This window comes from Kaistella jeonii (assembly GCF_000812865.1).
GTDB lineage: Bacteria > Bacteroidota > Bacteroidia > Flavobacteriales > Weeksellaceae > Kaistella > Kaistella jeonii.
In genome coordinates, this window is sequence record NZ_JSYL01000007.1 from 82,375 (window position 1) to 96,331 (window position 13,957).

At 37.7% G+C, this 13,957-nt stretch carries 11 protein-coding genes; 1 reads left to right on the forward strand and 10 read right to left on the reverse strand.

Annotation, left to right across the window (positions count from 1 at the left end; genetic code table 11):
- The first annotated feature begins 69 nt into the window (after window positions 1-69).
- Window positions 70-894, forward strand: a complete 825-nt coding sequence (locus tag OA86_RS10565; protein WP_039352764.1) for an alpha/beta hydrolase — start codon at window positions 70-72, stop codon at window positions 892-894.
- A 16-nt stretch (window positions 895-910) separates the two neighbouring features.
- On the opposite strand, the gene OA86_RS10570 is transcribed toward OA86_RS10565, so the two are convergent.
- The 10 genes from OA86_RS10570 to OA86_RS10610 form a co-directional block, all read right to left on the reverse strand.
- Window positions 911-2,620, reverse strand: a complete 1,710-nt coding sequence (locus tag OA86_RS10570) for an ATP-binding protein (RefSeq protein WP_039352767.1) — start codon at window positions 2,618-2,620, stop codon at window positions 911-913.
- Window positions 2,621-2,683: 63 nt separating this feature from the next.
- Window positions 2,684-3,796, reverse strand: a complete 1,113-nt coding sequence (locus OA86_RS10575) for a histidine kinase (RefSeq protein WP_039353097.1) — start codon at window positions 3,794-3,796, stop codon at window positions 2,684-2,686.
- Window positions 3,797-3,840: 44 nt separating this feature from the next.
- Complete coding sequence (locus OA86_RS10580) at window positions 3,841-4,923, reverse strand: porin (protein WP_039352770.1); 1,083 nt, start codon at window positions 4,921-4,923, stop codon at window positions 3,841-3,843.
- Between the two features lie 240 nt (window positions 4,924-5,163).
- Window positions 5,164-5,721: a K(+)-transporting ATPase subunit C gene (kdpC, locus tag OA86_RS10585; RefSeq protein WP_039352773.1), complete on the reverse strand. Its 558-nt coding sequence runs from the start codon at window positions 5,719-5,721 to the stop codon at window positions 5,164-5,166.
- 209 nt (window positions 5,722-5,930) lie between these two features.
- On the reverse strand, window positions 5,931-7,973 hold the full coding sequence (gene kdpB / locus OA86_RS10590; protein ID WP_039352776.1) for a potassium-transporting ATPase subunit KdpB: 2,043 nt from the start codon (window positions 7,971-7,973) through the stop codon (window positions 5,931-5,933).
- 17 nt (window positions 7,974-7,990) lie between these two features.
- Window positions 7,991-9,685 (reverse strand): potassium-transporting ATPase subunit KdpA, encoded by a 1,695-nt coding sequence (gene kdpA / locus OA86_RS10595; RefSeq protein ID WP_039352778.1) that lies wholly within the window; start codon window positions 9,683-9,685, stop codon window positions 7,991-7,993.
- A gap of 11 nt (window positions 9,686-9,696) precedes the next feature.
- On the reverse strand, window positions 9,697-9,774 hold the full coding sequence (locus OA86_RS16180; protein ID WP_126340520.1) for a potassium-transporting ATPase subunit F: 78 nt from the start codon (window positions 9,772-9,774) through the stop codon (window positions 9,697-9,699).
- Between the two features lie 642 nt (window positions 9,775-10,416).
- Window positions 10,417-11,730 carry a sigma-54-dependent transcriptional regulator gene (locus OA86_RS10600; RefSeq protein ID WP_039352780.1) on the reverse strand — a complete coding sequence of 438 codons (1,314 nt, stop codon included), beginning with the start codon at window positions 11,728-11,730 and terminating at the stop codon, window positions 10,417-10,419.
- Between the two features lie 201 nt (window positions 11,731-11,931).
- On the reverse strand, window positions 11,932-12,612 hold the full coding sequence (locus OA86_RS10605; RefSeq protein ID WP_039352782.1) for a type 1 glutamine amidotransferase domain-containing protein: 681 nt from the start codon (window positions 12,610-12,612) through the stop codon (window positions 11,932-11,934).
- Window positions 12,613-12,786: 174 nt separating this feature from the next.
- A complete protein-coding gene (locus OA86_RS10610; protein ID WP_039352784.1) occupies window positions 12,787-13,947 on the reverse strand; it encodes an iron-containing alcohol dehydrogenase in 1,161 nt (386 codons plus the stop codon).
- Window positions 13,948-13,957: the final 10 nt, after the last annotated feature.

A 13,957-nucleotide genomic window follows, 5' to 3' on the forward strand; every position in this document is an offset into this window, starting at 1 on the left:
CGTTTTTACAATAAAAATTAGTTTTGACATTATCAAAACCCAATTCATCAAAATCTCGTATTTTTAAACATGCAAAAATTAATTTATATCATGCTTGGATCTCTACTTTTTATGAGCTGTCAATCTAGAAAATACAAAGATGTGGTGTACGGGCAATCTGCAAAAAAAGAAGATTTAAAACTCAATATTTTTGTCCCGAAAAATTCTGAAAATAAAAAGTTACCAGTTCTACTATTCGTTCATGGCGGAAACTGGAACAGTGGTAATAAAGATCAATATGGTTTTTTCGGGCGAAACTTTGCAAAAAAAGACGTGATCACGGTGATTCCTTCTTATACTTTGAGTCCGAAAGCAAATGTTGATGAAATGACGACGGAAATTGCATCTGCTGTAAAATGGGTTCAAAATAATATTTCAAAATACAACGGAGACGCAAAAAATCTCTTTGTGACGGGACATTCTGCGGGTGCGCAACTCGTAGCTTCTGCAGTTTTAAATCCGAAGTTTGGTATTGATGAACAATCAATCGCGGGAATTATTTTAAATGACGGCGCCGGAATTGATATGAAGGATTATCTGGAAAGAAATTCGCCGACTTCGCAAGACGATTATTTGGCAACCTGGAGTAATGACCCGAAAAACTGGTATCAAGCCTCTCCCATTAATTTTCTGGATAAAAATTCGCCGCCATTTTTAATTTATGTGGGAACGAAAACTTATCAGTCGATTAAGACTGCTAATGAACATTTCCTGAAAAAGCTAAATGAATTTCAGCCAGATGTGAAACCGATCATCCTGAATAAAGGTCATATTCCGATGGTGTTGCAATATCTTTGGTCTGGAAGTGATCGATTTAAAGAAACGACTGATTTTATGAAAAAGAATCGGAAATAGAAATCTTTCGGAGCTTTTACAAAATCATCCAGAAAGTACTTCCTTCATTCAAAGTACTTTCTACACCGATCTCGCCGCCTTGTTTCTCGATGAAATTTTTGCTGATCGCTAAACCCAAACCGGTTCCGTTCTGGTGTTCTTCCGGAACTTGAAAATAGCGGTCAAAGACTTTTGATAGATACTTTTCGTCGATTCCTTTCCCGAAATCCTGCACAGAAAATTTGACTTTACCATTCTCGGATTTTGTAGAAAGAATTATTTTTTGGCCGATCTCAGAATGTTTGATGGCATTGGTCAAAAAATTATTGAGAACCCAAACCGTTTTGTCAAAGTCAGCTTGTACGTTTTGAACTTCTTCTGTTTGAATGTCTGAAATCAATTCGATCTCTTTATTTTCCGCGATGACCAAGTTATTTGACAAAGCATTTTTCACTAAGTTGGCAACGTTGCAATCTCTAATGTTCAGACGGATATTTCCACTTTCAGCCTGAGATAAATTGAGCAGTTCTCCTGTGATATTGAGTAGTCTTTCGCCATCCTCTTCGATACTTTTCAAGAGTTCTTTTTGTTGCTCGTTTAAAGTTCCAAATTTTTCATTTTTCAACAATTGCGTTCCCATTTTCATGGAGGAGATCGGAGTTTTTAATTCATGCGAAACGGTAGCGATAAAATTTGTTTTCGCGAAATCAAGTTCTTTGTAAGCCGTAACATTTCTTAATAAAATAACTTTCCCAGCTTCTTTTTTTTCAGTTTCACCTGTAGGAATAATATTGATGGGAATAATTTCCTGCTCAAAATAACTTTCTTTATTGTCTGCGAAAATCTTGATCGGGAAATCAGTTTTGTCATTCATAGAAGCATTGCGCAAAAGTTCCCGCAACAAGTCGTTATTAACCGCAACTTCGGAGGCTGATTTTCGAAAAATATCCTCCTTAACCAACCCGGAAATTTTCAGCGCTTCTTCATTAATGAAATTGATAAAATTATTTTCGTCTAAACCGATCACAGGATCATGCATATTCGCGATCAAAGTTTCGACCCGTTTTTTGTCTAATAGTTGCTTGGATAGATTGCTGCTTTGATACTCTTCCAGTTTTTCCGCCATGGAATTAAAAGAGTTTGCCAGATCCTCAAACTCAGCGCTGCCTTCAAAATGAACGCGTTCGTGGTAATTTTTATTCGCAATTTGTTTGATACTTTCTGTCAGTTCACGGATTGGACGGGCGATATTTCCGGGCAAATTAAAAAGTAAAGTAAAAGCAATTAAAAAGCAGACACTTCCCAAAGAAATCACCCAGGTGATGGCGGTTTGGGACGTTGCGATAGCGGTATCACTTTTCTGAACAATGGCGCTCATATTCAGCCGCATAATTTCTACCAAGTCATTTCTGATGAGTTTTTCACTTTCCAGATTCGGAGATTGCTGAAAATTCTGGAAATGGCTTAGTAAACTCTGGTAAGAATCGTTCTCGCCGGGTTCTGTTAAATTCTTACTTTCTAAAGCTAAATTATTTTTAAAGATCGACGTCTGCGTGCTGTCTGTCTCGATCTTATCCAAAGCCAGCATCATATTTTTAGAATATTCCAAAGAGTTATAATTGGCGATCAGAATTTTTTCTGTGTCAGATTTTTGCTTATAAATGTTCAATGCACTGATGACGGAGAGCAAAACGATCATCAGGAATAAAAGTCCGACACCGAGGGTCAGTTTTGTTTTAATTTTCATTTTAGAAAAATTAATTGAAAGAGGTCATTTATTAAAAACGCTGATATCAACACGCCCGCAAAATTACGACAGAATGATGATATCTACTTTTTCGTTCATCATTTTATTCACAAAGTTATGAAACCAGTTGAGTCGAAAGAATTGCTGAAAGAAATTGAGATGTGGTTTCCCGACACAAACGGTGGTGATTTTATTTTCCTGCACATATTCTAAGATCGTATCTGAAATATAATTTCCATTTTTTTTCACCACCTGAGCTCCCATTTCCTGCGCAAAATTTAAATTGTGGATGAGATATCTCTGTTTATCTAAAGCAATTTTATCCGGATTTTCTTTGGGTAACTGAACATACAAAACGGTCCATCGACTGTTGTAATAACTCGCCAAACGCGCGGTTTTTCGAATCACGGCTTTTGCAGTTTTTTCGTTGCTACTGATGCAGGCTAAAAATTTTTCCGGACGCGTATTAACCGATTTCGTGACTTCAGTTTCTACCTTTTTCTCTACATGCGTCGCGACTTCTTTCAAAGCCAATTCTCGAAGTTGTAGAATATGATCACTTTTAAAAAAATTATTGAGCGAGGTTTGAATTTTGTCTGCCGGATAAATTTTCCCTTCTTTCAACCGCGAAATGAGTTCATCTGCGGTTAGATCGATATTCACAACCTCATCTGCAAGTGCCAGAATTTTATCCGGAACTCTTTCTGTGACTTCAATTCCGATGATATTTTTTACACTTTCGTTCAGACTTTCGATGTGTTGAATGTTGACGGCGCTGATAACATTAATTCCGGCTTCCAATATTTCAAGGACATCCTGCCATCTTTTTTTATTGGAGCTTCCTTCTACATTCGTATGCGCCAGTTCATCAACAATTACAATGTCAGGATGATCATTGATGATCGCCTGAACATCCATTTCCTCTAAATATTTTCCTTTATAGAAAATAGATTTTCTTGGAATGGCAGGAATTCCATCCACCAAAGCAATCGTCTCTGCGCGAAGATGTGGCTCGATGTAGCCGATTTTAATATCAATACCATGTTTCAGCAAAGAATGCGCTTCCTGCAACATTCTGTAGGTTTTTCCCACACCGGCGCTCATTCCGATATAAATCTTGAATTTACCGCGTTTGGAGCGTTGAATGAGTTCGAGAAAATGTTCTGCTGAAGACATGGCTGATTGGTTACTGTTATATTTGAGCTGCAGTTTTTTCAGTTTCAAAACCAGGCAGAAAGACTTGTTGTAATAAAGAAATTCGTGCTTTCAGGCAAATTATCTTTTATAAAGATAGCATCTTTTGAAGAAAATCCGCGCGCTTCGGTTCGCCATAAAATATTTTTCTGAATTTCATGATCGATGTTCAGGGAATATCCAAAAGTTTGGAATCCATTTGGTGTTGTAGTTCCGATGATTACGCCTTTTTCGTCATTAAAATATTCAACACGACCGCCGATTTTCGTGTGATCTGTGATCGCATATCTCAGCAATAGATTGGGAGAATACCATAAATTATATTTCTCACTTCCTTTTGCATTTTGTTCTGCTCCAGCGTCAAAACCTGCAATTCCGGACCATTTTGTTCCAAGATTAAAATTTGCGTAAAGATCGTGGAAATAACGCATTTTTTTATCAACGGTTGGTTTATCATTTCCAACAAATGAACTGCTGTTCAAACTAAAATTATCCGAGAATTTGTAACTGATCTGATGTCCGAAAGCCAGCGTTTGATTTCCTTCCGGACGAGCAATTCTTTGCCAACCGTTTAAAACCAAGCCACTCAGGAAAAATTTACCATTATCGGAGGTATAAGAAATTTTTGCACCCGTTTCAAAATAAGGCGAATTTTCCGCAGCAATACTTCTTGTTAATGTCAAATTATCTTTTCCGATGGCACTTTCCCATCCGATGTGAGAAGGCATAATTCCGGCATCGATCCAGATGTTTTTCTTTTTAGAAATCTTGAATCCGATATTTGCTTCACTGACATGTTTCAATAAATCCTGTTCTGCAGACATATTATCTTGCGGATAGGTTCCTGCCATCAAAGCTAAATTGGCGCGCATGTTTTCTGTCGTGTAATTCGCTTTTACCAATCCTAAATTCAAATTGAACTCGTTGTGACGGTTGTAGGTATAAAGAAAAGGTTGGCGAATATGCTTATCGGGCTGATTAAAATCGTAGGAGTAAAAAATTTCGGCATAACCGGAAAAAGTGACTTTTGGAGCGGCTGATTCTGTTTGTTCCTGCGCATTGAAAATTCCAAAAGCCAATATTGAAGCTGATATAATTAATTTTTTCATTGTTGAAAAAGGGTATGAAATTGTATTGTTTTTTTTAAAGAGTTACATTTTGAAACTCAAGATTTTGTCTAAAAATCTTTAACCACAAAAGATAGAAAAGGCCGATTTTGTTTTGCTGTCAAAAGTTCGCATATCGATGGGAATCTTAACAATTATAAAATGTTGCTTGCTTCTGCAGATCACTTTCCATCCGGTCTTTTGCTACTTTTGCGGTTTGAAGATCTTATTTCTGGAAATTGGTTATTTCAGTTGATCCAGCGAGGCGTTTAATTTCAGCACATTTACTTTTTGAGGCGCAAAGAAGATTATATTTTCATCTGCTGAGTTTTGTGCGATCAACTCTTTCACCTTATCCGCAGTGATTTTTCTGGCTTTGGCTACTCTATCGATTTGGAATTCTGCTGCCTGAACAGAAATATTTGGATCTAATCCGCTTCCACTTGCGGTAATTAAATCTACTGGGATCTTTACTTCAGTCATGGTCGGATTCTGCATTTTTAAAGTATCAATTCTTTTTTGAACCATTTCCAGATATTCGGGATTGTTCGGTCCTTTATTGCTTGCGCCACTTCCGGCAGCATTGTAATTGACCACCGATGGTCGACCGTGAAAATATTGCGGAAGCGTAAACTGTTGTCCAATGTTGGCATATTGTTTCTGACCTTTCACGGTAATTTGATCCGCAAGTCCTTTGTTTGGAATTATTTTTCCGAAACCGAAGACGATAAACGTGTAAACACCGATTACTACTACCATTCCTAAAGTAAGTACTAAAGCTGGTACGATATATTTTTTCATTATTTTAAGATTAAAATTATATTAATTGACTGATTTTTTTATTAAAAGCTGGGTTTTGAAACAAGCGATTATTGCAGCCCGACTTGAATGAAGCTCTTTGTGTGACGAGGAACGAGGAGCAAAAAAGCGGGAATGGAAGGCGGAAAAAGCTGCCCAAAAAAATTAAATTAGGCTTTTCGACGAAGTCAAATGTCTGCCATAAAAAACTTTTACATAAAGAACGTCACGACCAAATCGATCAATTTTATTCCGATAAATGGAACGATAATTCCGCCCAAACCGTAGATCAAAAGGTTTCTTCGTAACAACGCACTTGCACCGATCGGTTTGTATTCTACGCCTTTCAAAGCCAGTGGAATGAGGAACGGAATAATGATCGCATTGAAGATGACCGCTGATAAAATGGCGCTTTGTGGACTGTGCAAATTCATGATATTTAAAAATTGCAGGGCCGGAATAAAGGTGATAAACAAGGCTGGAATAATGGCGAAATATTTCGCTACATCATTGGCGATGGAGAACGTTGTCAAAGTTCCGCGCGTCATTAAAAGTTGTTTCCCGATCTCTACGATCTCAATTAATTTGGTTGGATCATTATCTAAATCGACCATATTTCCGGCTTCTTTTGCAGCCTGAGTTCCACTGTTCATCGCGACACCAACATCTGCTTGCGCCAAAGCCGGTGCATCATTCGTTCCATCACCCATCATGGCGACGAGTTTTCCGCTTTCCTGTTCGCGTTTGATGTAGTTCATTTTATCTTCCGGTTTGGCTTCGGCAATAAAATCATCAACTCCAGCTTTTTCGGCGATAAATTTTGCAGTTAAAGGATTATCTCCGGTTACCATCACGGTTTTTACACCCATTTTACGCAACCTCTGGAAACGTTCGTTCATGCCGGTTTTGATAATATCCTGAAGTTCAATAACGCCGATCACTTTATCGTTTTCCAATACTACCAATGGAGTTCCGCCGTTATTAGATATTTTTTCCACGGCTTCTTTCGTTTCAGGAGGAAAAGAATTGCCGGCTTTTTCCGTCATATTTTTAATGGAATCATAAGCACCTTTCCGTATTCTCGTGTCGGCGAAATCAACTCCGGAACTTCTGGTTTCCGCGGTGAATTCGATAAAACTTGCATTTTCAATAATGAGGTTTTCGGGTTGTAAAGCAGCGAGTTCCAGAATTGATTTTCCCTCCGGAGTTTCATCTGCCAAAGAACTTAAGGCTGCAGATCTAATGAAGTCTGTTTCCACTACTCCATTTGATGGATAAAAATTAGTCGCTTTTCTATTTCCAATGGTAATTGTTCCCGTTTTATCTAAAAGTAAAACATCAATGTCACCCGCAGTTTCTACGGCTTTTCCAGATTTTGTGATCACGTTTGCACGCAAAGCTCTGTCCATTCCTGCAATTCCGATGGCTGAAAGTAACCCACCAATTGTGGTTGGAATCAGACAAACAAAAAGAGAAATAAAAGCTGCAATTGTAATCGGAGTTTGAGAATAATCTGCGAAAGGTTTTAAGGTAACCGTTACGATGATAAATACCAAAGTAAATCCGGCCAATAAAATTGTTAAAGCAATTTCGTTAGGCGTTTTTTGTCGACTTGCTCCTTCAACCAGAGCGATCATTTTATCTAAAAAACTTTCCCCGGGTTTGGTGTTAACTTTTACTTTAATTCGGTCGGAAAGAACTTTTGTTCCACCTGTAACTGAAGATTTATCTCCACCTGCTTCCCGAATTACCGGAGCACTTTCTCCTGTGATGGCACTTTCGTCAATGGTCGCTAAGCCCTCAATAATTTCGCCATCCATCGGAATTTGATCTCCCGCAACGCAAAGGAAAATATCACCGAGTTGCATTTGTGCAGACATTTTCTGAACGGTTTCAACTTCAAATCCTCGTTTATTTTCTAAAATTAATTTAGCCGGAGTTTCTTCTCTGGTTTTTCTTAAAGTATCTGCTTGTGCTTTTCCACGGGCTTCCGCGATGGCTTCCGCAAAATTTGCGAATAAAACCGTTAGAAAGAGCGTAATAAATATGGTAAAATTATAACCGAAACTTCCCTGACTTTTTTCTCCCATCAACGTCCAGATGGAAACAACGAGCATCACAACCGTTCCCACTTCTACCAAAAACATAATTGGGTTTTTGATCATCACGCGGGGATCCAGTTTTACCAAAGCCTGTTTCAGCGCTTCATTTACTAAATCTTTTTGAAAAAGATTTTGTGTATTATTTGTTTTCATTATTTAATTATCAAAAATTATTTGGTGATCGAAGTCAAATATTCTGCGATCGGTCCCAGTGTTAAAGCCGGGAAGAAAGCCAGTGCTGCGATCAATAATATCACGCCCAAAGTCATTAAACCAAAAGTCGGCGTATCTGTTTTTAAAGTTCCGGCACTTTCCGGGATGTATTTTTTCTGAGCCAGTAATCCTGCGATCGCAACCGGACCGATAATGGGCAGAAATCTGGAGAGAATCAAAACGATTCCTGTTGCGATATTCCACCATTGCGTATTATCACCTAATCCTTCGAAACCGGAACCGTTATTCGCAGAGGAAGAAGTAAATTCATAAAGCATTTCGCTGAACCCATGGAAGGACGGATTATTCAAAGTCGCCGTTCCAAATTGCGGTTGATAAGCCGTTAAAGCCGTTCCTGCGAGAATTAAAAGCGGATGTAGAAGTGCGATCATCATGGCAATCTTCATTTCTTTGGCTTCAATCTTCTTTCCTAAAAATTCCGGTGTTCTTCCCACCATTAATCCACTGATAAAAACCGCGAGAATAATGAAAACGAGATAATTTAGAATTCCGACTCCAACTCCACCGTAAAAACAGTTGATCATCATTGCGAGCAACATATTCATTCCAGAAAGTGGCATATAACTGTCGTGCATAGAATTCACAGAACCAGTAGAAATAACGGTGGTTGCAACGCTCCAGTAAGCCGAAGCAGAGGAACCAAACCGAATTTCCTTTCCTTCCATATTCCCTAAGGAAATATTAGCACCCATTTCCTGCACAGCAGGATTTCCGGCATTTTCAAAGGCGACATTCATGGCCATTAAGGATAAAAATCCAATTGACATGACGGCAAAAATGGTCCAGCTTAATTTTCGTCTTTTAATAAAATATCCGAATGCAAAAACCAAAGCGAAAGGAATCAACATTTGTGAAACCATCTCCGTAAAATTGGTAATGTAGGTCGGATTTTCTAAAGGATGTGCGGAGTTGGTTCCAAAAAATCCACCACCGTTCGTTCCTAAATGTTTGATCGGTACAAAAGCCGCAACCGGACCGGTTGAAACATCGATACTTTTCCCTTCCATATTGGTAATTTTGTCTTTACCGTTGAAAGTCATCGGAGTTCCGTTCACCAATAAAATAAAACCAACTACTATTGAAAGTGGTATTAAAATTCTTGTAATAGATCTTACGAAGAAATCAAAGAAGTTTCCCAAATTTTCAGTTGTTTTTTCCTTGAAGGCGACAAAAACGTGGGCAACTGCGGCCATTCCTGTTGCAGCTGTGGTAAACTGAAGAAACATTAAATACAACTGACCCAAATAACTTACGCCAGATTCCCCGGAGTAATGCTGCAAATTACAGTTCACTAAAAAGGAAATAGTCGTATTGAAAGCCAGATCGGCGGTCATACTTGGATTATTATCTGGATTCAAAGGCAACCAACTTTGGTTCATGAAAACAAACAATCCAAGTAAAAACCACAAAAAATTGATTGCCAATAAAGCCATCATATTTTGTTTCCAGTTCCAGCCAGTCAGCGGATTCAAACCTGAAAGACGGAAAAATAATCTTTCTATTGGATCAAAAATAAAATCCAAAAATGTTTTTTCGTGTCCGTAAACTTTAGCGATATATTTCCCGAGTGGTATTGCTAAAATCAAGGTGACAACGAACATGAGGACAAGTCCTAGTAATTCTATATTCATTTCGTTTTAATTTAAAATTTTTCGGGTTTGATGAGCACGTAGCAGATGTAGCCAAATGCTGCGAGTGAAAGGATAAATAAGGTCCACATAGGTTTAAATTTTATCAAAAAAGTTAATAGATTTGGCGAGGAGGAAAAAGATTCCAATTCCGAGAGCCAGTAAAATGAGGGTCAACATTGTTATAAATTTTTAAGGATTAAAGATTCTGTAAGTGATTCCGACAAAAATAATGAGACCAAAGAAAGCGGCGAGTAAATGCCAGGATCTTAGTTTTCTATAATATTTTAATCTCCAATTGATCATTGCTTTATATTTTAATATGCCAGAAGATTTACAAATGGTAGTCCGCAACTTTTTAAAAGCCTTGCATGGACTTACTACAAAGAGTTTCTGGTGATTTTTTGAAATTAGAAACATGAAAAAAGCCTATCATTTTGATAGGCTTGATTCTCAAATTGAGAAGTTATTTAGGTGAATATGAGATGGAATTGCGCGGGATTTTTAAACGCAAAGAACACAAAGGTTTTTCTGAATTGCTGAAAACATTGTGAAGAAATTAAGGGCGCAAAGGCGTTTCACTTAGCAACGGCGAAAAGTTTCTTTTTAAAATTTTTCAGCAGTAAGAAAGCAATCGGAATTTAAAACGGAAATTATCATAAGAGGAACGAAGCATCTCAAAAAGAGATCCTTCATTGTACATTGTTTTGTTCAGAATGACAAAAGATTTCTATTTATTTCATTTGATATTCCTCGAGTTTGCGGTATAAAGTTGCAATGCCGATGTCGAGAAGGCGCGCTGCTTCGGCTTTATTTCCTTTCGTGTAATTCAAAACTTTTAAGATATGATCTTTTTCTACGGAAGACATGGCGAACGAATTTCCACTTTCTGAAGTGGGTAAATTTTCGGCAGAAAGTTGGTTGTTTTCAATTAAAATCAGACTTCTTTCGAGCGTGTTTTTTAACTCACGGATATTTCCTTTCCAGGAATTATTTTCTAGTTTATTATAGAAATTTTCATTAATGATGATATTTTTAAGGTTCATCTTCGTCGAAAATTGAGCGATGTAGAAGTTTGTCAATTCCCGAATATCAGCTTTTCTTTCCCGCAAAGGCGGAAGATGAATTTCGAAAACATTTAAACGGAAATAAAGATCTTCCCGAAAATTCCCGAGACGACTTTCTTCTTTCAAATCCCGATTTGTAGCTGCGATCAAACGAAAATTAGAATTAGAGATTTTGGTATCACCCATTTTGATAAACTCCCCACTTTCTAAAACGCGTAACATTTTCGATTGCAGTTCTAAAGGCATTTCTCCGATTTCATCTAAGAATAAAGTTCCATTTTGGGCTTCCTCAATCAAACCTTTTTTGTCGGAAACAGCACCCGTAAATGCACCTTTTTTATGTCCGAACAATTCACTTTCCAAAACATCTTTTCCGAAAGCCGAACAGTTGATCGCCATGAAATTTCCTTTTTTCCGCGAACTTTCGTGGTGAATTGCGTTGGCAAAAACTTCTTTTCCAGTTCCGGTTTCTCCTGTTAAAAGTACGGCTGTATCCGTATTTGAAACTTTTTCTGCGAGCATTTTCGAATACAAAAAACTTTGAGATTTCCCGATAATCGTTGAAAAATCGCTTTTTGAATTCACTTTTTCCTGCTGAATATTTTTGCGATTATCTTTTACTTTTTCCAAAGCTTTGGCAACGAGCGGAATAATTTTTTCGTTGTCATCTCCTTTCACAATGTAATCATATGCGCCGTTTCTCATGGCTTGGACGCCATCGGGAATGTTTCCGTAAGCGGTCATCAAAATAATTTCGAGGTGTGGATATTTGGTTTTAATTTCCCGAACCAAATCAACTCCAAAAGCATCCGGAAGTTTAACATCACACAAAACCAAATCGATATCATTGTTCGACAACATATTCATTCCGGAACGCGCGGTTGAAGCCTGAAAAACTTCGTAGCCTTCATTGGAAACAATCATTCCGAGGAGTTTGAGAAGTTTTAATTCGTCGTCGATGATAAGGATTTTGGAGTTCACAAAAAATTATTTTTAGGTTGGTACTAAAGTAGGAAAAGATTATTTCATCTCGTCGAAAGTTTGGGATATAGATTTTGAGCAAAGAACGCAATGTTTCTTCGTAATCACCACAAAAAACAAGTATCAATATTAAAAAGAAATGCTCCAAAGCGAAAACTCACTTTGAAACATTTTAATTAATCAATAGAACCGAAGTCTATTTTATTTTTGAAGTTTAGCCAATAACATTTCAGCTACTTTTTCAGAGGAAGCTGGATTTTGTCCCGTGATCAATAAACCATCTTCTAAAGCGTAAGGTTCGAAATCACCTGCTTTGCTGTAGATTCCACCATTCTCCTTCAACATATCTTCCACCAAGAATGGAACAACATCGGTTAATTTCACCAAAGCTTCTTCCGTATTTGTAAATCCGGTAACTTTCTTTCCTTTTACCAATGGTTCTCCGTCCTTGTTTTTCACATGTTTCAACGCTGCAGGAGCATGACAAACAAAAGAAACAGGTTTATTGGAGTTGTAAAAACTTTCAATCAATTTTGCGGAAGTTTCGCTTTCTGCCAAATCCCAAAGTGGTCCATGACCTCCCGGATAAAATACAGCATCGTAATCTGTTGCTGAAACTTCAGAAAGTTGGTGTGTTTTGCTTAATTTTTCCTGTAAATCTTTATCAGCTTTAAATCTTTTCGTTGATTCAGTTTGATTTTCCGGTTTGTCACTTGTGGGATCAATTGGTGGTTGACCGCCTGCTGGAGAAGCTAAAGTAACCTCAACTCCTTTATCTACTAAATAATAATAAGGACTCGCAAATTCTTCAATCCAGAATCCGGTTTTTTCGCCAGTGTTTCCTAATTGATCGTGTGATGTTAAGACAAATAATATTTTCATAATATATTTTTTTTAATAGTTAATTTAAATTCTGCTCTCTGTTTCATATTTCAATTTTTAACGCAAAGCGCGCGAAGATTTTCTAACAAAGATGCTGTTTTCGAAAGGCCGCAAAGGATTAAACTTAGCAAAGGCTTTGGTCAATTTTAAGTTAAAACTTGCCTTATCTCTTTCTTAATAACTCATTTCGATAATTTTCTGAGCGTCAGAAGGTTTCAAAGATTTATGTTCGCCCAATCCTTCCCAACCTCTTTCGGTAAAGCGTTTTGCAACGGTACTTCCGGTTTCAGAATAGTCTTTGGTGTAGTCTGATAATTTAATATCAATTCCTAAAGATTTAAAGAATTCGTCTGTTTTGTCAATTCCAGCGTGGGCTTTTTCCTCTAAAGTACCTTCTGTAATGTTCCAAACTCTTTCTGCGTATTGTGCTAATTTTTCTTTCTTGGTTTCGAAATTATATCGGTAATGATTTCCGGCTAAAATGGCCAAAGTTCTGGCGTGATCAATTCCATAAAGAGCGGTCAATTCGTGTCCCATGGAATGAACTGCCCAATCTCCCGGAACTCCTTGTTGAATTAATCCGTTCAAAGCCATGGTACAACTCCACATAAAATCAGACGCCGCTTCATAATCTGAAGGATCTTTCATAATTTCCGGAGCCGTTTCAACCAAAGTCTGCATGATACTTTCCGCGAAACGATCCTGTAATTTTGCACCGATCGGATACGTCATATATTGTTCCATCACGTGCGTGAAAGCATCTGCAATTCCGTTTGCCAACTGACGTTGAGGAATCGATTTTACTACTTCCGGATCAAGGACAGAAAATTGCGGGAACATTCCCGGTCCGCCAAAAGCTAATTTTTCTTTTGTTTCTGCTCTCGTAATTACGGATCCAGAATTCATTTCGGAACCGGTTGCAGGAAGCGTTAATACCGTTGCGAAAGGCATTCCTTCTGTTACGGGTTTTTTATTGGTCAATAAATCCCACGGCGTTTCGCCTTCGTATAAAGCTGCAGCTGATAAAAATTTAGTTCCGTCGATTACAGAACCGCCACCAACTGCCAAAAGGTAAGTGATCTTTTCGTCTTTTATTACTTTTAAAGCTTTTAGTAAAACGCTGTATTCCGGGTTTGCAGGAATACCACCAAATTCTACAACTTCATAGCCTGAAAGTGCTTTTTTCACCTGATCGTAAATTCCATTTTTCATAATGCTTCCACCACCGTAAAGCATTAATATTTTGGAGTTTGCCGGAATTTCGGTGGAGAGATTTTCTATTTGACCTTTACCAAACAATATTTTTGTTGGATTTCTGTATTTAAAATTGTTCATATTATTTATT